Origin of the sequence: Acinetobacter minutum (genome assembly GCF_035916735.1) — a bacterium.
GTDB lineage: Bacteria > Pseudomonadota > Gammaproteobacteria > Pseudomonadales > Moraxellaceae > Acinetobacter.
The window spans coordinates 182,674-203,915 of record NZ_JAQIHG010000001.1 but is presented as its reverse complement, the minus strand read 5'-3'; the positions used below and the strand labels follow the sequence as shown (position 1 = coordinate 203,915).

17 protein-coding genes, 3 tRNA genes and 1 pseudogene are annotated in these 21,242 nt (G+C 43.9%); 13 read left to right on the top strand and 8 right to left on the bottom strand.

Translation table 11 applies throughout. The features are described 5' to 3' along the window. Positions 1 to 362 precede the first annotated feature (362 nt). Positions 363 to 833: pseudogene (locus PAE54_RS00945) on the bottom strand (sulfate ABC transporter substrate-binding protein); the annotation flags it as partial. Positions 834 to 966: 133 nt separating this feature from the next. Beyond that, a complete protein-coding gene (locus PAE54_RS00940) occupies positions 967 to 1,968 on the bottom strand; it encodes a sulfate ABC transporter substrate-binding protein (protein WP_326518076.1) in 1,002 nt (333 codons plus the stop codon). 379 nt (positions 1,969 to 2,347) lie between these two features. Between PAE54_RS00940 and PAE54_RS00935 the strand changes: the two genes are divergently transcribed. The 7 genes from PAE54_RS00935 to PAE54_RS00905 all read left to right on the top strand — a co-directional run bounded on the left by PAE54_RS00935 (position 2,348) and on the right by PAE54_RS00905 (position 6,529). After that, positions 2,348 to 2,674 (top strand): hypothetical protein, encoded by a 327-nt coding sequence (locus PAE54_RS00935; RefSeq protein ID WP_326518075.1) that lies wholly within the window; start codon positions 2,348 to 2,350, stop codon positions 2,672 to 2,674. Positions 2,675 to 2,792: 118 nt separating this feature from the next. After that, positions 2,793 to 4,301 carry a glutamate--tRNA ligase gene (gene gltX, locus PAE54_RS00930; protein WP_326518074.1) on the top strand — a complete coding sequence of 503 codons (1,509 nt, stop codon included), beginning with the start codon at positions 2,793 to 2,795 and terminating at the stop codon, positions 4,299 to 4,301. A gap of 59 nt (positions 4,302 to 4,360) precedes the next feature. Continuing rightward, positions 4,361 to 4,436 (top strand) — tRNA-Ala (locus PAE54_RS00925). 31 nt (positions 4,437 to 4,467) lie between these two features. After that, positions 4,468 to 4,543: transfer RNA gene (locus tag PAE54_RS00920), tRNA-Glu, on the top strand. A gap of 107 nt (positions 4,544 to 4,650) precedes the next feature. Continuing rightward, a complete protein-coding gene (locus PAE54_RS00915; RefSeq protein ID WP_326518073.1) occupies positions 4,651 to 4,989 on the top strand; it encodes a hypothetical protein in 339 nt (112 codons plus the stop codon). Positions 4,990 to 5,406: 417 nt separating this feature from the next. Next, positions 5,407 to 5,763, top strand: coding sequence for an SEL1-like repeat protein (locus PAE54_RS00910; protein ID WP_326518072.1), 357 nt, complete (start codon positions 5,407 to 5,409; stop codon positions 5,761 to 5,763). A 331-nt stretch (positions 5,764 to 6,094) separates the two neighbouring features. Next, positions 6,095 to 6,529: a tetratricopeptide repeat protein gene (locus PAE54_RS00905; RefSeq protein WP_326518071.1), complete on the top strand. Its 435-nt coding sequence runs from the start codon at positions 6,095 to 6,097 to the stop codon at positions 6,527 to 6,529. A 59-nt stretch (positions 6,530 to 6,588) separates the two neighbouring features. Here PAE54_RS00905 and ettA read toward each other — a convergent pair whose 3' ends face one another. Further along, positions 6,589 to 8,250 carry an energy-dependent translational throttle protein EttA gene (gene ettA / locus PAE54_RS00900; protein ID WP_273777622.1) on the bottom strand — a complete coding sequence of 554 codons (1,662 nt, stop codon included), beginning with the start codon at positions 8,248 to 8,250 and terminating at the stop codon, positions 6,589 to 6,591. A gap of 281 nt (positions 8,251 to 8,531) precedes the next feature. Here ettA and PAE54_RS00895 point away from each other — a divergent pair, with 281 nt between their 5' ends. The 3 genes from PAE54_RS00895 to PAE54_RS00885 all read left to right on the top strand — a co-directional run bounded on the left by PAE54_RS00895 (position 8,532) and on the right by PAE54_RS00885 (position 11,573). Next, complete coding sequence (locus PAE54_RS00895; protein ID WP_326518070.1) at positions 8,532 to 9,809, top strand: bifunctional O-acetylhomoserine aminocarboxypropyltransferase/cysteine synthase; 1,278 nt, start codon at positions 8,532 to 8,534, stop codon at positions 9,807 to 9,809. Positions 9,810 to 10,104: 295 nt separating this feature from the next. Beyond that, positions 10,105 to 10,992, top strand: coding sequence for an SDR family NAD(P)-dependent oxidoreductase (locus tag PAE54_RS00890; RefSeq protein WP_326518069.1), 888 nt, complete (start codon positions 10,105 to 10,107; stop codon positions 10,990 to 10,992). A 134-nt stretch (positions 10,993 to 11,126) separates the two neighbouring features. Further along, entirely contained in the window at positions 11,127 to 11,573 is a 447-nt protein-coding gene (locus PAE54_RS00885; protein ID WP_326518068.1) for a hypothetical protein, read from the top strand. A 79-nt stretch (positions 11,574 to 11,652) separates the two neighbouring features. On the opposite strand, the gene PAE54_RS00880 is transcribed toward PAE54_RS00885, so the two are convergent. Then, on the bottom strand, positions 11,653 to 14,010 hold the full coding sequence (locus tag PAE54_RS00880) for a Tex family protein (protein WP_326518067.1): 2,358 nt from the start codon (positions 14,008 to 14,010) through the stop codon (positions 11,653 to 11,655). A 337-nt stretch (positions 14,011 to 14,347) separates the two neighbouring features. Between PAE54_RS00880 and ompR the strand changes: the two genes are divergently transcribed. The 3 genes from ompR to scpC all read left to right on the top strand — a co-directional run bounded on the left by ompR (position 14,348) and on the right by scpC (position 18,346). After that, positions 14,348 to 15,112, top strand: coding sequence for an osmolarity response regulator transcription factor OmpR (ompR, locus tag PAE54_RS00875; protein ID WP_273777627.1), 765 nt, complete (start codon positions 14,348 to 14,350; stop codon positions 15,110 to 15,112). Between the two features lie 49 nt (positions 15,113 to 15,161). Further along, positions 15,162 to 16,628 carry an ATP-binding protein gene (locus PAE54_RS00870; RefSeq protein ID WP_326518066.1) on the top strand — a complete coding sequence of 489 codons (1,467 nt, stop codon included), beginning with the start codon at positions 15,162 to 15,164 and terminating at the stop codon, positions 16,626 to 16,628. Positions 16,629 to 16,834: 206 nt separating this feature from the next. Beyond that, on the top strand, positions 16,835 to 18,346 hold the full coding sequence (gene scpC / locus PAE54_RS00865) for a succinyl-CoA:acetate CoA-transferase ScpC (protein ID WP_326518065.1): 1,512 nt from the start codon (positions 16,835 to 16,837) through the stop codon (positions 18,344 to 18,346). A gap of 92 nt (positions 18,347 to 18,438) precedes the next feature. On the opposite strand, the gene PAE54_RS00860 is transcribed toward scpC, so the two are convergent. The 4 genes from PAE54_RS00860 to PAE54_RS00845 form a co-directional block, all read right to left on the bottom strand. Next, positions 18,439 to 18,747: a hypothetical protein gene (locus tag PAE54_RS00860; protein ID WP_326518064.1), complete on the bottom strand. Its 309-nt coding sequence runs from the start codon at positions 18,745 to 18,747 to the stop codon at positions 18,439 to 18,441. Positions 18,748 to 18,904: 157 nt separating this feature from the next. Continuing rightward, a complete protein-coding gene (locus PAE54_RS00855) occupies positions 18,905 to 20,191 on the bottom strand; it encodes an OmpP1/FadL family transporter (protein ID WP_326518063.1) in 1,287 nt (428 codons plus the stop codon). A gap of 120 nt (positions 20,192 to 20,311) precedes the next feature. After that, the gene (locus tag PAE54_RS00850; protein ID WP_326518062.1) at positions 20,312 to 21,046 is read right to left on the bottom strand and encodes a class I SAM-dependent methyltransferase; all 735 of its coding nucleotides are present in this window, start codon (positions 21,044 to 21,046) and stop codon (positions 20,312 to 20,314) included. A 116-nt stretch (positions 21,047 to 21,162) separates the two neighbouring features. Next, positions 21,163 to 21,238 (bottom strand) — tRNA-Phe (locus tag PAE54_RS00845). Between the last annotated feature and the right edge of the window lie 4 nt (positions 21,239 to 21,242).

Sequence of the window (21,242 nt, the reverse complement as noted above, 5' to 3'; positions counted from 1 at the left end):
TTGAAGACGCTGAACCTTATGATTGTGCTTCACATACTGCAGTTGAGACCAGTCATGAACGATTAATGCGTACTGATGCCGTGATGTCTTGATCTGTTCGCATGCAAGAAGCTTAATAGGCTGGTTTAATTGACTAAAAGAGATTTTATCATTATTCAGGAATCGCCAAACTGCCTGTGTAGTTGAGAAACTCGACTTTTGGGTAGAGGCCAGGTCTTTGATTGCGGGAGCAAGTGAAGCAAGAGGATTCATATTGAGTTTTACAAGGCTGTTATAGCGTTTGACCAGACGCTGATCCAGGCCAGAGATGTTAAATCGAAGAGCATGCTCTTCAATTTAACGCAAAGCTCGGAAATTGTGTAGATACCTATGACCTTAGGATTAGGGGTAATAATCTGCACCCCAGGTCGGGTCAGATCACTCCAGTCTCTGATGTTTTTAGGATTCCCCTTCCGTACTAGAAAAACAATGGTCGAGGTATACGGAACAGACCGGGAAGGAAATTCTGTTTGCCAACCCGGCTGGATATGGCGGGACTGCACCAGTTTGTCGATATCCGGAGAAAGTGCCAGCGTAACAACGTCTGCCTTCACCCCCTCCTGCACAGCGCGTACCTGTTTTCTCGAACCCTGATTCGACTGCTCAAAATGCACCACTTCTCCGGTACGTTGCTGCCAGTAACGTGCAAAAGAGGGATTGAATTCTGCATAAAACTCACGGGTCACATCATAAGATACATTGATCAAATGTCGATCTGCAGCGAATCCACTCTGTGAAAGCACACCCCATAGCAGGAGAACAACACCCGATTTTACCCAGCTCTGCAATATCATATCGCGCTCTTGTCTTCCCTCTGATTACAGTACGCAATATAACCAAGCTGGGAAACAGAATGCCAATCAAAATCCCCAATACTGTTTAACACAATTCTCAATAAAGAGAGACTCTGCTCTCATCATCAGAAATTTATGGACGTTGCTGGTAAATCTGATCAAAGATCGCTCCATTGGCAAAATGGGTCTGCTGTGCCTTCGCCCATCCACCAAAAACATCCTGAATGGTAAACAGTTTGATTTTGGGAAATTTCGCAGCGTATTTGGCAGCGATCTGAGCATTACGCGGACGGAAATGATATTTCGCTGCCAGTTCCTGACCTTTTGGCGAATATAGATAATTCAGATAACCTTTGGCCAAGGCACGATTGCCGTTTTTATCGACGGTTTTATCCACGATCGCCACAGATGGCTCGGCCAAAATAGAAATGGAAGGATAAACGATTTGGAACTGGTCTTTATCCAACCCTTGCGTGGCAAGTAATGCTTCATTTTCCCAAGACAACAATACATCCCCAATGCCGCGCTCAGCAAAGGTCGTCAGTGAACCACGTGCACCCGAATCCAAGACTTTAACATTATGGTAGAGTTTTTGAACCAAGACTTTGGCTTTCGCAGGATTACCTCCTGGCTGTTTCAGCGCATAACCCCAAGCTGATAAATAAATCCAGCGTGAAGCACCGCCGGTTTTCGGATTAGGGGTAATAATCTCGATACCCGGTTTAGTCAGGTCATTCCAGTCCTTAATCTGTTTAGGATTACCCTTACGGACCAAAAACACCACCGTTGACGTATACGGTGCTGAATGTTGTGGAAATTCCTGCTGCCAGTTTTTATCGATATAACCCGCTTTGACAATTTCCTCAATATCATTGGATAAAGCCAGTGTCACGACATCGGCTTCGAGACCAGAGACCACAGCACGCGCCTGTTTACCCGAACCGCCGTGTGACTGTTTAAAATTCACCGTCTGACCAGTTCGCTGCTTCCAGAATTGCGCAAAGTTCTGATTATATTCCTGATAGAACTCGCGGGTCGGATCATAAGAGACATTCAGAAAATCAGTGGCAGCCTGACTCAGGCTGCTCACAGCCACACTTGTGAGAACCAAGCTGTAAACAAGTAATTTTTTCATAGGGAAGCATCTCCATCATTTTCTTCTCACTATAATGACTTTAGCTCACCCAGGTTATATGAATAAAATTATATAAAATCATAATGTTATATATCATAAAAACCGATTTTCTTAAATGTTTAAAGCAATATCAGCGGAGAGCATAGAATCCAAAAAAATGTGATGCTCTCCACTTTCTCTACATATTTGTTTGTTAAATATGTAGATCTGTAGATTTTGCGTGCTTTCTTGGATATGTTTGAACAAAGATGGAGAGAATGAGAGCTACTCTCAATAAATTGGTTCTGGATTCGCTAAGTAGATTTGGCGAATTATTTTTTCAGAACGCTTCACGCAACAAAATCAAATAATACGATTCAATCAGGAGGAAAGATCAGCCATGAACAGCCTTTTTTTGAAAAGTGCAACATTGAGTATCTGCTTGGGTATGATGATCCCTGTCAGCCATGGCGCTGCAATTCAAACCTCCAATAAAACAGTGAAAAGCAAAGCTTCGGCTCAGCGAATTTCTCCAGCAGAAAAACCCTCTCTGATTGAAAAAGCACTCAACCAACAAAAACGTAGTGACTCAATAACCTCACCAAGTGCCGATGAAGTGAAGGTTCTGAATGCGATCCGTGAAGCCTCAACACAAAACTTTTTCGCAGCACAACACGAGCGTTTTTCCCGTCTGGTACAGTCATTATTCCTGAGTCACAGCTCTTAACTTCTTTTTTTATCGCCCACTTTTCTTGGCCTGACCGGTTGATGTTGAATTAAACATTAAGCGGGCAGGCTTTTTCGCTATAATAGTTCGCATTTAGACTCAGAACATAAATTTACCTATGAAAGTCCGTACCCGTATTGCTCCTTCTCCGACAGGTTTCCCCCATGTAGGAACTGCTTATATTGCGCTATTTAACCTGTGTTTCGCTCAACAGCACGGCGGCGAATTTATTCTGCGTATTGAAGATACTGACCAGCTGCGTTCGACCCCTGAATCAGAAAAAATGATTCTCGATTCATTACACTGGTTGGGTCTAAACTGGTCAGAAGGGCCAGATATCGGTGGACCACATGCACCTTATCGCCAATCCGAACGTATGGACATTTATAAAAAATATGCCTTGGAACTGGTCGAAAAAGGTCATGCTTTTTATTGTTTTGCGACCGCGGAAGAACTAGATCAGATGCGTGCGGAACAGCAGGCACGTGGTGAAACACCACGTTATGATGGTCGCGGCTTACAACTGACCCAGGACGAAGTACAACGCCGTCTGGAGGCAGGTGAGCCACATGTGATCCGTATGAAAATTCCAACGGAAGGCGTGTGTCAATTTAATGATTTATTGCGTGGTGAAGTGGAAATTCCTTGGTCACAGGTGGACATGCAAATCCTGCTCAAGACCGATGGTTTACCAACCTACCATTTGGCCAATGTGGTGGATGACCACTTGATGGAAATCACCCACGTGATCCGTGGCGAAGAGTGGATTCCATCCGCACCTAAACACCAGTTGTTGTACAAATATTTTGGCTGGGAAATGCCAGTGCTGTGCCATATGCCATTACTGCGTAACCCGGACAAGTCGAAACTGTCCAAACGTAAAAACCCGACCTCTATTAACTATTACAAAGACATCGGTGTGTTACCCGAAGCCCTACTCAACTACTTGGGTCGTATGGGCTGGTCAATGCCAGACGAGCGTGAACAATTCACGCTGGCTGAGATGATCGAACATTTCGACATCAACCGCGTCTCACTCGGTGGTCCAATTTTCGATGTTGAGAAACTCAACTGGCTGAATGGTCAATGGATTAAAGGCATGACCCCGGGCCAATTGTTGGATACCATTTTGGCCTGGAAAGGCAACCGTACCACACTGGAAGAGATCGCTGCTGCCATTCAGCCACGGATCAATTTGCTTTCTGAAGCAGTGAACTGGGCAGGTTTCTTCTTTAACCACATGCCACAGATCAGCAAGGAACAGTTTGAAAACAAAAAAATGAGCGAAGAGCAAGTACGCCAAAGCCTGCAATTTGCCATTTGGCGTTTAGAAAGCCTGTTCACCTGGAATCAGGATACAGTGAGCCAAGTGCTGATGGATCTGGCCAACCAGATGGAAGTCAAGCTGCGTGACTTTATGCCGACCTTCTTTATTGCAATTGCAGGTTCGACTTCATCTACACCCGTGATGCAATCCATGGTGACATTGGGCCCAGATTTGACCTTTGCCCGTTTGCGTCACGCACTTGAAATTGTTGGTGGACCAAGCAAAAAAGAATTGAAAGTCTGGGAAAAACTCAATGAAAGCCTAAAATTGCCGAAAAATGATGCAACTGACGCAGTTTAATTGATTTTTTTATTGACGGGTGAGCGTAATCCCCCTAATATTGCGCTCACACGAACACTGGGGTCATAGCTCAGTTGGTAGAGCGCTACAATGGCATTGTAGAGGTCAGCGGTTCGATCCCGCTTGACTCCACCAAGACTTGCTCTATCGTGTATTTGCCTCATAAGTCCCTATCGTCTAGAGGCCTAGGACATCGCCCTTTCACGGCGGTAACCGGGGTTCGAATCCCCGTAGGGACGCCAGATTCTAAAAAGCCACTGAGCACTTCAGTGGCTTTTTTATTGCCTGAATATTTTTGATTTCAGTCTGCTTCGTATAGCATAATGCAAAAAAGAATTGTGGAGTTTTCATGCAATACCGTTGTCCGAAATGCCAAAGCCCGAAAATCATGCCGGTCAGTCAGGGGACCAATACCCCTCGTCCAGTCGTACCAAAAAGTCTGGTCATCCTGGTGCCTGCCATTTTCATTCTACTGCTGTTTGTGGTGATCAGTATTGCGATGTGGATTTTCGGTGACGGCGCTGGCCAAACCCTACAGATTTTAACTGTCGTGGCGTTTGTGGTTTGTGTGATCGCAGGTTTCTTCTTTTGGCGTGATTTACCAGACTTTAAAATTTCCATGCAATCCTTCATGCAATCGCAAAAACACTGGAAATGCCGTGACTGTGATCACGAGTGGCAACTCTAAGATCAGATTCAACTTCACATCGGCCTTCTCTTTAGTATGGCCGATGTGAACATTTTTCATTTGCCCAGACCCGGTTATTCGCCCCATTCTTGCAAAGAATTACTTTCGCCCTTAAGTATAGTCCCATACTTTTAAAGTCCAATCTTCACGTCTAGCCAGCATGAATCGGGTTAAAATAATTTGTTAATCCTAAGAAAATCATAGCATTCAACCTGATCACTACACCGTTCACGCAACGCAGCATAAAAACTACAAAATCCTCTAAGCCTGATTGGCGTATTTTTTGCTAAATCCTTCAGGTGCTATGCACCAAAGTCGAATGCTTGAGTCCAATATTTTTATTTGCATTTTCGACTTTTTAATTTAGATTAATTTTTAAACTTAACTTTTGTTAATGGATTTAACAAGGAGTTTTCCATGATGCCAGCAAAAATCAAAACAATTTGGGATAAGTTTGTCCACGGCTCATTGCGCTATACCAGTGAACAGACCCATTTGCTCAACCTGTCGGTCGCGAATGCAGAATACGCACAAGGTTTGGCATTTGAACAGCAGCAACACACGCATAATGCCTTATGGTTTTATCTGCGTGCTGCTTCGCATGGTGACTGCAACGCACAGTTCAAACTTGGCATCAGTTATTTAAAAGGTGAACTTAACGTTCAGCAAGATCTGCGAGAAGCCAAAAAATGGTTAATGCTTGCTGCCGAACAGGGGCATCAGGAAGCTCGCTCATTGCTGTCTAGCTTCATCTCTTCTTTGCAATACTCTTAATTCTTGTGATTTAAAGTTTATCTATAAAAAAACCAGCCAGAATGGCTGGTTTTTTTATGAATGCTGATTTAAATGGGTCGGTTGCACACTTTAAGTGCATTGATAAAACGTAAATTTTTATCATTTGTTGTTTTTAAGATCACCATATCAATTAAAGAAGGTTGATGGAGTAGTGCCTCTATTCAAATCTATTTAAATATTTTTTTATTTGGAATACCCTTTAAATATGATATTTAGATGTTTACACATGTTAAATTACGACCAATTGCTTTTTATTATACAAATCCCCATAAAAAAATAATAACTACTCAACATGAACACAGGAGGTGTCATGATGCGTTTACAGCAATGGATCCGATGGTTAATTGTGCAGCTGAGCCAGCTCAACATTCCCACACCCTCCATCACAAAAAGTGAAGCCTTCACTGAATATCATTTAGCTCAACGTTCTGAGTTTTTTGCACTCAATACCTATACGGCTTACCAGACACAGCTGCGTAATGGTTTGACGCCACTCAATTTGAGTCAACTCGAATTAAAATATCAAAAGCAGATCGCGAATGCGAAATGGTATCTCCTGCGCGCAGCATTACGTGGACACGCTGAAGCACAGTACAAATTAGGGCTCTGTTACTTAAAGGGCGACCTAGGACTTGATCGCAACTATGCCCAAGCAGAAAGATGGTTAAAAAAAGCCGCTCAACAAGGTCATCATCCCGCACAACAGGCTTTATGTCAGGCCTATGCAGAACTCGCATTTTCCTAAAACCAATTCCTCGTGTAATAAAAAACCAGCCTGAAGGCTGGTTTTTTATTTAGATGGGATCAGCCACCAATTTTGCGATATTTTTGACGCTTGGCAACTAGATCATCACCATCACGTTTACGACGGTATTCTTCAAATTCAGTATAGTTACCGGTGAAGAATTCAGGTGTTTCACCTTCAAATGACAAGATATGTGTTGCAATACGGTCTAGGAACCAACGGTCATGCGAGATCACCATAACAGTACCTGGGAATACAAGAATTGCATCTTCAAGTGCACGTAAAGTTTCGATGTCCAAATCGTTTGATGGTTCATCCAGCAAGATCACGTTCGCACCCATTTGCAGGATTTTCGCAAGTTGTAAACGGTTACGCTCACCACCCGATAATTGACCTACGCGTTTTTGCTGATCTTGACCTTTAAAGTTAAAGCGACCGATATATGCACGTGATGAAATTTCATAGTCACCAATCTTCAAGATATCTAAACCGCCAGACACTTCTTCCCAAACAGTTTTGTTGTCGTCTAATGTGTCACGGATCTGACCCACATACGCCACTTTTACTGATTCACCAAGCGTGACTGTACCTGTATCTGGTTGCTGTTCACCAGTCATCATACGGAATAACGTTGTTTTACCTGCACCGTTCTCACCCACGATACCCACAATCGCACACGGTGGTACTGTGAAAGTTAAATCTTTATACAGGGTACGATCACCAAACGACTTACTAATACCTTCAACTTCGATAACCTTGTTACCTAAGCGTGGACCAGGTGGAATATAGATTTCTGAAGTTTCGTTACGTTGTTGGAACTCACGTGAGTTAAGCTCTTCAAAGCGTTCCATACGTGCTTTGTTTTTCTTTTGCTGGCCTTTCGCATTTGAACGAACCCATTCAAGTTCTTTTTTCAATGCCTTAGCAAAAGATTCTTCTTGCTTCTGTTCCTGCTCTAGGCGGGCATTTTTCTGCTCTAACCAAGAAGAGTAGTTACCTTGATATGGAATACCCATACCGCGGTCAAGTTCCAGAATCCACTCAGCCACATTATCCAGGAAGTAACGGTCGTGCGTAATCGCAACGATTGTGCCCGGAAAGTCTTTCAAGAAACGCTCTAACCAAGATACAGATGAAGCATCTAAATGGTTGGTCGGTTCGTCAAGCAACAACATGTCTGGCTTGGAAAGCAACAGACGGCAAAGTGCCACACGACGACGTTCACCCCCTGAAAGCTTAGATACATCTGCATCCCAAGCTGGAAGGTTAAGTGCTGCAGCAGCCTGGTCCATTTGGTTGGCAAGGTTATGTGCATCCCAAGCATGGATAATGGCTTCCAGCTTTTCTTGTTCTTTCGCTAAAGCATCAAAGTCTGCATCTTCTGCTGCATATTCAGCAAAAACTTCATCAAGACGTGCTAAAGCATCAAGGGGTTCACGCAAACCATCTTCAACGTTACCACGAACGTCTTTTGTATCATCTAAAGGTGGTTCTTGCTCTAAATAACCAATTTTAATACCCGGCTGTGCACGTGCTTCACCAGAGAAATCTTTATCTACGCCCGCCATAATACGGAGCAGGGTCGATTTACCCGCACCGTTTAAACCGAGCACACCAATTTTGGCACCCGGGAAAAATGACAAAGAGATGTCTTTCAGGATTTCGCGCTTAGGCGGAACCATCTTCGACACACGGTTCATCGTGTAAATATATTGGGCCACGTAGGACTCCTCAATTGAAAAATCAAAACATCGCGTGAGCGAAAAATTAATCACGGCATTATACGCGGAAAGCGAGCAAAACATAAGGCATCTCCAATCCGTTCTCAACAGATTGTCATCACACATCAAATCACAGCGTTGAATGAACAGACCGAATGACATGCCTACAACACATTCGCCTTATAAAGTAAAAAGATAATAAATCCAGAATAATGCGGCTTTATTGCATAGGTTTTGCTGCTAAACTGAGCAAATACTTAACTCACGAAGATGACGTTCTCATGACTTATAAAGATGAAACCCTTGCCATTCATGCCGGCTATTCACCAGAACCAACAACAAAAGCGGTTGCCGTTCCAATTTACCAAACGACCTCTTATGCATTTGATAATACGCAGCATGGTGCAGATCTTTTTGATTTAAAAGTCGCCGGGAACATTTACACCCGCATCATGAATCCAACCACCGCTGTACTAGAGCAGCGTGTGGCCGCGCTTGAAGGCGGTATCGGGGCACTAGCATTGGCCTCGGGTATGGCCGCAATTACTTACGCCATCCAAACCATTACCGAAGCTGGCGACAATATTGCCTCAGTTTCGACCTTATACGGCGGTACTTACAATCTGTTTGCCCATACGCTACCAAAACAAGGCATTGAAGTACGCTTTTTTGACTATCAAAATCCAGAAGCATTACGTGGTTTAATTGATGAAAAAACCAAACTGGTCTTTGTCGAATCGATTGGTAACCCGCTCGGCAATATTATTGATCTGGAAGCAATTGCCAAAATTGCCCATGAATATGGTGTTCCAGTGATTGTCGATAATACCGTGGCCACACCTGCCCTGCTAAAACCTTTTGAATTTGGTGCCGACATCGTGATTCACTCACTCACCAAATATATTGGTGGTCACGGCAACAGCATCGGCGGGATTATTGTCGATAGCGGTAAGTTCCCTTGGGGCGAACATGCTGAACGTTTTCCGGTTTTAAATACGCCCGATCCAAGTTATCACGGTGTCAATTATGTCGAAGCTTTAGGAGCAGCAGCTTATATTGCACGTGCCCGTGTGGTGCCGCTACGCAATACAGGTGCTGCTATCAGTCCACTGAATGTGTTCCTGATTTTACAGGGTTTGGAAACCCTGAATCTGCGTATGGAACGTCATACTGAAAATGCCCAGAAAGTTGCCGAATACCTGCAACAGCATCCTAAAGTGCAATGGGTAAATTACGCAGGTCTTAAAGACCATCCACAACATGCTTTGGCACAGAAATACGTCAAAGGCAAACCATCAGCCATTCTTTCCTTTGGCGTCAAAGATGGTCATGATGGTGGAGCACGCTTCATTGATGCGTTACAGCTGTTTACCCGTCTGGTGAATATTGGTGATGCGAAAAGTCTGGCTTGCCATCCCGCCACCACCACACATCGCCAACTGAATGCCGAAGAGCTGAAAGCCGCAGGCGTCAGTGAAGATATGGTTCGCTTGTCGATCGGCATCGAACACATTGATGACCTGATCGCCGATCTGGAACAGGCACTTGCTGCTGTTTAAGCGAAAAAATTTAATAAAAGCCCCAATTTTGGGGCTTTTATTTTTATGTAAACGCGAGTTTAATAAAACTCAACAGCCATGCAAAAAAAAACTGAAGAATTGCAAAGAGTTATAATGCAAAAATTTAGAAATAGATTTGTAAATTCAACAACTTATTTTTATAGCTTTTTTGGCATATTCGCTATCATATGGCCGAGTTAATCACTCAACCTCATTTATCATTTGAAAACCTGTTGCATCAAAACCAATAATGACAATCCAGGATTTGTTAGATTCAGAGACTAGGGAATAAAGCGTGAACTCTAAACTTGAAAACCAATTCAAAAAACGTGTAAACGGCAAAGTGGTCTTAATTACCGGCGCTTCTAGCGGTATTGGTCTGACAGTTGCACACAAACTTGCAGATGCGGGTGCCCATGTTCTTCTGGTTGCACGAACGGTCGAAACCTTAGAAGAAGTACAAAAAGAAATTGAAGCCAAAGGCGGTAAGGCCTCGATCTTTCCATGTGATCTTAATGAGATGGAGGCGATTGATGAAACCTCCAAGCAAATCTTAGCCTCTGTCGACCATATTGATATTCTGATCAATAATGCCGGTCGTTCGATTCGTCGTGCGGTGCATGAATCCTTTGACCGCTTCCATGATTTTGAACGCACCATGCAGCTCAATTATTTTGGTGCTGTACGTCTGGTCATGAACATCTTGCCGCAAATGATGGCACGTCGTGACGGCCATATTATCAATATCAGCTCAATTGGTGTTTTAGCCAATGCAACCCGCTTCTCGGCTTATGTGGCTTCTAAAGCCGCACTTGATGCCTTTAGCCGCTGTCTGGCTGCTGAGGTGCACTCGCATAAGATTGCGATTACTTCGATCTATATGCCTTTGGTGCGCACCCCAATGATTGCACCGACTAAAATTTATAAATACGTTCCGACTCTTTCGACCGAGCAAGCAGCTGATCTGGTCGCCTACGCCATTGTGAAACGTCCAAAGAAAATTGCCACCCATCTGGGCTACTTGGCGTCATTGACCTATTCGATTGCACCTGATGTCAACAATAAACTGATGTCGATTGGCTTTAACCTATTCCCAAGTTCAAGTGCATCCGTAGGTAAGCAGGAAAAGCTTAATTGGGTACAAAAAGCGTATGCACGCCTGTTCCCGGGTGAGCACTGGTAATCAATGATTGACTAAAATAAACCGCCGCAAGGCGGTTTTTTACTATCTCAACTTCAGGTATAAATCTACCTCCAACCCTTTCGTATATATAAAACGACAACGAGATTAAAAGAAAAATTAAAGGCCTTTCCGCAATGACCAACCTGATTCTAATCTTGATGTTTTTTGGCTTAATCCTGAGTTTCTTTGGCTTTCTATTCAGTACTTTTTATTTTCACGACAAATTACCCGATCATAAAATCCTGCTGGTCGCACTGTTCTTCACCTTACCCGGGATCTTCATTTTCACGACAGCCAATCATTACAGAAAAACCATTCCCCTGATTATTTCTGAAGGCTGTGGCACAGTCCAACAATACAAACAGTATTCCATTAAAGGGCATCATTATGAGCGTCTGGAAATTGTGATGGATGGCTCGGGGTATCTGTACTATTTTGCTTTTGACCCCAGCCAGCCCAGACTGCAGGAAAAACAACATGTCTGCTTTACATTTCATGACCGTTTTAAGAACAAAGGCATGGCGAGTTCCAAATTCATAGAAATACAATCCTCCACTAAAGACCCTCAACAGCCCAGATAGTCACACTGTATGGCGTAAAGCCTTTCTCTTTCCATTAAAAAACCTCCCGCAGGAGGTTTTTTAATTTAAGAATTAAAGCTTACTTGGAACCTTTAATCCCAGCTTGTAACAATAACGCACCTAAACCACCAATTTTGTTTTCTTGTGGTTTTGCTGCCGGTTTTTGGCGTTGTGGACGTTCAATTTGGCCGTCTTTACGCGCTGCCTGTTGCGGACGTTTATTTTGTGGCTTACGTTCACCACGTTGCTCGTTGTCGCGACGTGGCTGACGCGGTGCTTTGGCTGGTGCCTCAGAACCTTCTGGACGCATACTCAAATTGACACGGTTACGTTCTGCGTCCACCTGAATCACACGCACCTGTACGATTTGGCCCGGTTTCACCACTTTGTGCGGATCAGCGACAAATTCATTCGCCAACTCAGAGATATGCACCAAGCCATCCTGATGTACACCTACATCCACGAAAGCACCGAAGTTGGTCACATTGGTCACTACGCCTTCTAGAGTCATACCTTCAGTCAGATGGGCAACTTCGGTAATATCTTCACGGAATTTAGCCGTACGGAACTCAGGACGTGGATCGCGACCCGGTTTTTCCAGTTCAGAAAGCACATCCTGAATGGTTGGCAGACCAAATTGCTCATCGACAAAGTCTTCAGCCTTCACCTGACGGATAATTTCAGTGTTGCCAATGATGTCTTTCACCGTTGTGCCTTTCGCGGCCACGATTTTTTCAACCAGTCCATAACTTTCAGGATGCACAGCAGAGGCATCTAAAGGTTCAGCACCATTTTGAATACGCAAGAAACCGGCTGCCTGTTCAAAGGTACGCTCACCCAAACGTGGCACTTTTTTCAATTCCTGACGCTGCTCAAAACGGCCATGTTCTTTACGGTAATCCACGATTTGCTGTGCGATCGCTTTATTCAAACCGGCGATATAACCCAAAATCGCAGAAGAAGCCGTGTTAACATCCACACCCACGGCGTTCACACAGTCTTCAACGACTGCATCTAGCGTTTTCGCTAAACCTGCCTGATTCACATCGTGCTGATACTGACCCACACCAATCGATTTTGGATCAATTTTAACCAATTCAGCCAATGGATCTTGCAAACGGCGTGCAATCGATACCGCACCACGAATCGAAACATCCAGTTCCGGTAATTCTTGTGAAGCCAATTCACTTGCAGAATAAACTGAAGCACCAGCTTCACTCACCGTAATACGCGTCAATTTCAGGTCAGCATTCTGTGCCATCATCTCAGCCACAACAGCTTCAGTTTCACGGCTTGCCGTGCCATTGCCAATCGCTATCAATTCGACATTAAACTCGCGACACAAACGTGCCAACTCGGTAATCGAACCCTCTTTGTCTTCTTTCGGTGCAAATGGGTAAATGGTGCTATGTGCCAAGACATCACCAGACGCATTCACCACCGCCAGTTTCACGCCGGTACGAATGCCCGGATCAACCCCTAAAGTACAGCGTGCACCCGCTGGCGCAGACAAGAGTAAATGACGTAGATTTTCTGCAAACACCTGCATCGCTTCCGCTTCAGCTGCAAGGCGTTTTTCAGTCAGTAAAGAGTGTTCAATTTGAGGACGTACTTTACCGAGCCAGAATAATTTTGCAGTTTGCTTGAGAAAATCCTGACGGGCTTGTGGCTGAACCGACTCTAACTGATATTCAGCTTCAATACGTGCCAGTGCTGGCTCATTTTCGCCATCCACTTTCAAACCAAGTACATTCTCCTGACGACCACGCAACATCGCCAATAAACGATGTGATGCCACCTTGTTCAGGCTCTCAGAAAAGTCAAAATAATCACGGAATTTTTTACCGACTTCTTTTTTCTCTTCAGAAGCAACCGTACTTTTTAACACGGCAGTCTTGGCAAAACTGGCTTTCAATTCTGTCGTCAACGCAATATTTTGTGCCCAGTCATCAATCAGAATATGCTGAATGGCATCAAGCTGGCTGTCGAGATCAGGATAGTCTTCATGGCTAAATTCAGCCAAAGCTGCGCTTGGCTCAACATTTTCCTGAAAAATCCGTTCAGCAATTGGTCCTAATCCAGCTTCTTTGGCTTTAAAGGATTTGCTGGTACGTTTTGGACGATACGGCGCGTAAATTTCTTCTAGGGCATTTTTGGTTTCTGCAGCAAGCACTCGTGCTAATAAATCATCGCTTAATTTATTTTGTTCTTTCAGTGATTCGATTACTTTCTCACGACGTTCAATCAAATCACGTAAATACGATAAACGCGTATCTAATTGGCGTAATTGCGTATCGTCTAAACCCTGGGTCACTTCTTTACGGTAACGGGCAATAAAAGGAACACTGGCACCTTCATCGATTAAACGAATGGCAGCTTCTACTTGATTTGGACGTACGGCAAGCTCACTTGCCAACTGCTGAACTAAGTCAGTCATCGTGTTAGATTCCACAAGGATAAATACTAAAAGCTGTGATTATAAAGACCGAGACCATAAAATCCACAATTGTTTTTGCTTAATTTAGTGCATTGAAATCCCGGCTGAACACAGACTTTCACGCTTTTTGTCTAAATTGAACACAAAAGCCAACTGAATCACCAAAAATCTATTCCATCCTAAGACTTTAACCTGTATATATTTAGTATCTAGCGCTTGATTTTACATGCAATATTTGTTGCTTTAGAACATGGTAAAAGTATTCAGATCAGTCGTATACTGATCTTATAGATACTGAATTGAATACGATCACAATAAAGAATAAAAGGAGCACATCATGAGTTTAGTTGTACCTGCAGAACACACCGATGCCGTACATACCGAAACTGATCGCGTCGAACGCATTCTCGTTGTCGATGATGATGTGCGTTTGCGTACCCTGCTACAACGCTTTTTAGAAGACAAAGGCTTTGTAGTGAAAACCGCACACGATGCGACGCAAATGGACCGTTTACTACAACGTGAACTATTCTCCCTGATTGTGCTCGACTTCATGTTACCCGTTGAAGATGGCTTGAGTATTTGTCGCCGTCTACGCCAGTCCAATATTGATACTCCAATTATCATGCTCACCGCACGTGGCAGTGATTCGGACCGTATCGCCGGCCTGGAAGCCGGTGCGGATGACTATCTACCAAAACCATTCAACCCAAATGAATTGTTAGCCCGTATTCGTGCTGTGTTACGGCGTCAGATCCGTGAAGTACCCGGTGCACCGAGCCAGCAAATGGAAGTGGTGAATTTTGGCCCATGGGCACTGGATTTATCGACTCGCACCTTAACCCGCGAAGGTCAGGTCGTAACACTTACCACGGGCGAATTTGCCGTATTAAAAGCACTGGTTCAGCACCCACGCGAACCTCTCACCCGCGATAAACTGATGAATTTGGCTCGGGGTCGTGAATGGGGCGCGATGGAACGTTCAATTGACGTACAAGTATCTCGTCTGCGCCGTTTAATTGAAGAGAACCCGGCACGTGCCCGCTATATTCAAACGGTATGGGGTGTAGGCTATGTGTTTGTTCCAGATGGTGCCGAATAACGCTAGATTTGCTTTTTAATCACAACACCCAGCACAGGAACCACCTGGCGTGAAACTTGACCCAATTGATCCACAAGAACTGCTTGAAATTAACAGTTATATCCAGCGTAAACGCACACCTTGGGAGCGTTTTATGGATAAGATCAAACCGCGGTCAGCTGCCATGCGAACCACGGTGCTGGTCGGTTTTACCGTGGCATTCAGCCTAATCATGTCACTGTGGTTTTTTTGGCGCACCTTATATTTACCTGAAATCCAGCAACATGCGCGTTACTTGGCCATGGAACTGGAAATGGTGAATAACCCAGAATTACGCATTTATCACGGTCAGGCCGAACTGGATATTGATGTTTGGTTGAAAAACCGGATGGGCATTGAATATGTCACCAATCCCAAAGAATATCCCAACGTTCGCGATAAGGTGATTGCTGAATTTTTCACCAATCACATTGAAAAAGCCTTAGCCAAAGAATTAAAAGTCAAAGAAGTCAGTGACGTTACCGTCTACTTCCAGTTCAAGCCTAGTCCCCGCATTTGGATTCAAACTCCGGAAATGCAGGGTAACTGGGTACGTGAACCGCTCAATACCTATGCCAACTATAGTCCGGAACTGGTGTTTGGTTGGTTACTCGGCGTGCCGCTCATTTCCTCGATTATTATTCTCACTTTAGTTCGCCAGCTGAACAGGCCTTTACGCCGTTTACAAAATGCAGCCAACAATTACAGTAAAACCGGTAAAGCCCCTTATCTGGAAATTAATCACGGCCCACTGGAAATCCGTCAGGTCAACCAGGCTTTTAATCACATGATTTATACCCTGGAACAGATCGAACGCGACCGACGCATTATGCTGGCCGGGATTTCTCATGATTTACGCACCCCACTCACCCGAATTCGCTTGACCGCGGAGATGCTGCCTGATGATTTCTTCCGTGAAGGACTGATTTACGATGTCGATGATATGGATGCAATTCTCAATCAGTTCATTTCCTATATGCGGGATGGCTCGGATGAAGAGCTCAGTGAAACCAATATCAATACCTTGTTGCAAGAGCTGGTGGTACAGTTCAAACCACTGGACATTCGCTTTCATCCTGAAGATCTACCGATTATTCCGGCCCGCAGTTTGTCACTGAAACGCCTGATCGGTAATTTAATCAATAACTCCAAGCGTTATGGGGCTGAGCCAATTGAACTCAGTGCCAAAGTGGCCGATGAGCATATTTTAATTAGTGTGGCCGATCATGGACCCGGTATTCCAGAGGATCAAATTCAGGATTTGATGCAACCGTTTGTCCGTGGCAATGCTGCGCGGACGGTGCAAGGCAGTGGCTTGGGCTTGGCGATTGTGAAACGTATTGTCGACATTCATCAAGGCGAACTGCTGATTCATAATCGCGAACAAGGTGGATTAGAGGCAATTATTGCCCTGCCTTTAACACAAGCTAAATCGGATGAAAACCCTCCAGCGACACCACTGGAAAAAATCAAACAAACTTTGAGCGAACATTTTTAATAAATTGGCGATACTTTAACCAAATAATTCCATTTATTGAATGTTTAACAAATAATTTAATACTTAAAATCAATAAGTTGACACCTATTAATTTTTTTTATACCCACATTTCATGAAAAAATTAGACCTTAGCCTAACACAGATGCACAATTTAATTTTTGAGCGTTACAATCGCTAGAGATTGACGCAAAATTTGAGAGCAAATCATGTCTTTAGAACGTATTCGTTTAGCGAGCCTACATAACAAGGTAGTTAGTGCAGAACAGGCTGCTGCTTTAATCCAAGACGGTATGACTGTCGGGATGAGTGGTTTTACCCGCGCGGGTGAAGCAAAAGCCGTTCCATTGGCTCTTATTGAGCGCGCTAAAACCAACCCACTTAAAATCTCTTTGATTACCGGCGCAAGCTTGGGTAACGATCTAGACAAAAAAATGACAGAAGTTGGCCTACTGTCACGCCGTATGCCATTCCAAGTGGACAATACCTTACGTAAAGCCATCAACCAAGGCGAAGTAATGTTTATTGATCAGCACTTGTCTGAAACTGTTGAACAAATGCGTGCTGGCCAGCTTAAACGTCCAGAAATTGCAGTGATTGAAGCCGTTGCCATTACTGAAACAGGCAGCATCATTCCAACGACTTCTGTCGGTAACTCTGCAAGCTTTGCTGAATATGCAGATCAAGTGATTATTGAAATCAACACTGCAATCAGTCCAGAATTTGAAGGCGTGCATGACATCTACCTACCAAAAGCACGTCCAAACCGCGATCCAATTCCATTGACCTATACTGAACAGCGTATCGGTACACTCGGGATTGAAATAGATCCAGCAAAAATTGCTGCAATCGTTTTCAATGATACGCTACTCGACTCTCCATCGAACGTGACTGATCCAGATGAAGAAACTCAAGCAATTGCGGATCACCTGATCGCCTTCTTTGAAAAAGAAGTAGAGGCAGGCCGTTTACCGAAGAACCTTGCACCTTTACAAGCAGGTATCGGTTCAATTGCGAATGCGGTATTGACAGGTTTCAAACACTCAAGCTTTGAAAACCTCGTAATGTATTCTGAAGTACTACAAGACTGTACTTTTGAATTGATTGATGCCGGAAAAATGACCTTTGCTTCAGGCTGTTCAATGACCTTGTCTGAAAAATGCGGTAACCGCGTATTTGGCAACTTGGAAAAATACAAAGACAAATTTGTCCTTCGTCCACAAGAAATTTCAAACATTCCAGAAATTGTGCGTCGTTTAGGCATCATCGGTATCAATACTGCGCTTGAATTTGACATCTACGGTAACGTGAACTCAACTCACGTTTGCGGTACACACATGATGAACGGTATTGGTGGTTCAGGTGACTTTGCACGTAATGCGAACATTGCCATCTTTGTGACCAAATCAATTGCGAAAGGTGGTGCGATCTCCTCTGTTGTTCCAATGGCATCACACGTGGATCACGCGAACCACGACGTCGATATCTTGGTGACTGAACAAGGTCTTGCAGATCTTCGTGGTCTAGCTCCACGTGAGCGTGCACGCGCTATTATCGACAACTGTGTACACCCATCTTATAAAGATGCGTTAAATGACTACTTCGAGCGCGCATGTGAACAAGGTGGTCAAACTCCTCACGTGTTAGAAGAAGCACTTTCTTGGCATGTAAACTTCAAGAAAACTGGCAAAATGCTTGTCAATGAAGTTGAAACCGCTTAATTGAAAGTAATAAAAAAACGCCCGAAAGGGCGTTTTTTTATTACAAGTTGAATCCGGTCATCTATTATTGCCGACCCTATAAACTGAACCAGTTAAGCCACAAAATAATGCCATAACCAAAGCAGTAAACGCACTCCTACTAAAATGACTGCTGCATAAGCATGCAAAATCAAATAGACAAAACTGATCCAGCCACCCGCTCCATTTACCTCACGGCCCTGATATTCGCAGAAGAGTACAAATACTACAGCAAAGATTTCCATCACCATGGTCGTATTCAGTACCCAATTCCAAGGAAAATGTAATAGCCACACCCAAGCGATAAACAACAAAGCAACGGGAAGCAAAATTTTACTGAGCTGCAGCAAGACGTATAGCTCCCTGCCCGATTTATTCTGCATCTGTTTTACCCTATCCAATCTTATTACGTGATCTGTATCTAAATGGATGTCATCAATGCAACCTGATGACCCATCAGCCCCTTATAATATGTAACTCTATCTACGTGATATTAAAAAACCCAGCGCATGCTGGGTTTTTATTTTTAGCTGAAGAAGCTTAGAATTTCACACCATAGGACACACCCAAGATGTTTTGATCCATAGTCAGATTTGCTTCACCACCGCCAAAATCACCAGGAATCGAATTGCTACCATTCACAGTTTCTTCCAGGGCATGCGTATAAGCCACACTCACTTCCTGCTTTTGATCAATATTCCAGGTTGCACCCAAACTTAAATGTTGTTGCACTACACCGGGAGCCAAAATATTCAGAAAGGTTTGATCTTCTCGCACAGGTTGGTCATTGTAGCTATAACCCGCACGCAAGGTCAGTTTCGGTGAAGCCTGATAGGTTGCAGAAACTTTATAGACATTGATGTCATCCCAACCAAAGCCTGGGCCATTTTGGCCACCAAACTTCAATTCAGGATTTCCAGACATGACTAGAGCAGCATTAAAATCGTTTCCAACAGATTTCACATCGGAATAGTTAATGCGCTGATAATCTGCTGCAACCGACAAAGCTGGAGTCACCTGATAATTTAAACCGACACCATAGTTTTCTGGCACATCAAAATCACCCTGTTCAGCAAACAAACCTGCATACTTTTTAAAGCGGCTCGCATCAATTTTTGAAGCATACGTCGCGCCTAGCGTCAGTTGATCATTCACTTTAGCCGACCAGCCAATACGTGCACCAACACCCGTTGAATCATCATGACTGCCATTACTTAATTTGGTTGAATCATTAGAAACACTACCAAAAACAAATCCATCAAAGCCTTTCGCCTGGAAACGCTGATACAGGATATTGGCAGCCAAAGCTAAAGATTGATTTTCCGCATATTCCCAAGAAATCGCAGGTGAAACAAACAGCTGGTTCAGGTTTATTCCTGCACTTCCCGTATTGCCAAAAGCAGCATAAGGATTGTTTTTATAGTTGGTATTCATCCCGCCATTACCATATACCGCAATACCGGCAGCCAACTGATCATTGATCGGATGACTATAACCAAATTCCGGAATCAGGAAATATTTACGGCTGTTACCGTCATACTGGCCATTTGCACTACCAAACCCGATTCCAGTATTCCCCACTATTTCCGCTTCACGGTCCGGTGCAAACAAGGTCACACCCGCATCAAGACGGGATCCAACCCAGCTCAGTCCCGCAGGGTTACTGGCAATAGTTAAACTATCCTGAAAGTTCGCGATTGAAGTGCCTGCATTCCCCTGAGATTTCACACTATAGGCATGCATGAAATAACCAGTGGTAGCAAATGCAGATGATGAAAAGAGTGGAGCAATCACAGCAGCCGACAGCAATGGTACAAGACGTTTCATGGGAATATAGCTTCAACAAAAACAATATATGCAGCAGTATATTGAATGATGTTATTCCTGTATTCGAATATAAATTAATATATTTATTCTAATTTTGAATATAGAAAAGTTCATTCAGCTTTATAAATGCCCCAACCGCAACAAGATAGGAAAATGCACCTGAATTTTTTTCTGCAAATCATGATCTTGCAATTGATTCAATAATAGGTCGACCGGATTCTGCTGATGGCGGCGTTGAAAATGCTGTACAGCGGACCAGGTGTTTAAATAGGCAATCAGTTGAGCAACACTCCATTCAAAGTGCATATTCAGCTCTGGTGCCGGATATTCCTGAAATGGGAAGGGAATCGTACGATAGCCTTCATTAATATAGTGCCGTTCAGCGTCCCAATAGCCTTTCAAAATTCCCTTGTACAACTCATCAATAAACTGGTTGATGCGCTGCTGATCGGTACGAATCAAGCCATAACCTATCACGGCAAGCAGCCCTGCCGGTTTTAACGTACGTCGTACCTCAGCATAAAATTTTTCAAAGTCGAACCAATGGATCGCCTGAGCCACGCTAATCAGATCAAAATGCTGTGCAGGAAAATCAGTCTGTTCGGCAGACTGCACGGAATACTGTACATTTTCCAGAATCGGTGCCTGCGCCAACTGTTTCTCACTGATATCAGTCGCCATCACCTGCTGAAAATGCGGTGCCAGCAATTGAGTCAATTGTCCAGAACCTGCTCCACAGTCCCAAACACACTGTTGTGCAGGTACATAAGGCAACAGTTGTTTGAGCAATTCAGCTGGATAAATTGGACGTGCCTGCTGGTATAAAGCACTTTGCGCTGAAAACAGATCCTTCATTATTATTCTATTCAATCCATGATTTTTTCTAATATAACGGAAAGCCTAGCAAAGCAAAATATGCTCATCACAGGCATAAAAAAAGCCCCAAACTAATGTTTGGGGCTTTTTGAATATGGTGGCGTGAGGCAGGATCGAACTGCCGACACACGGATTTTCAATCCGTTGCTCTACCGACTGAGCTATCGCGCCGATG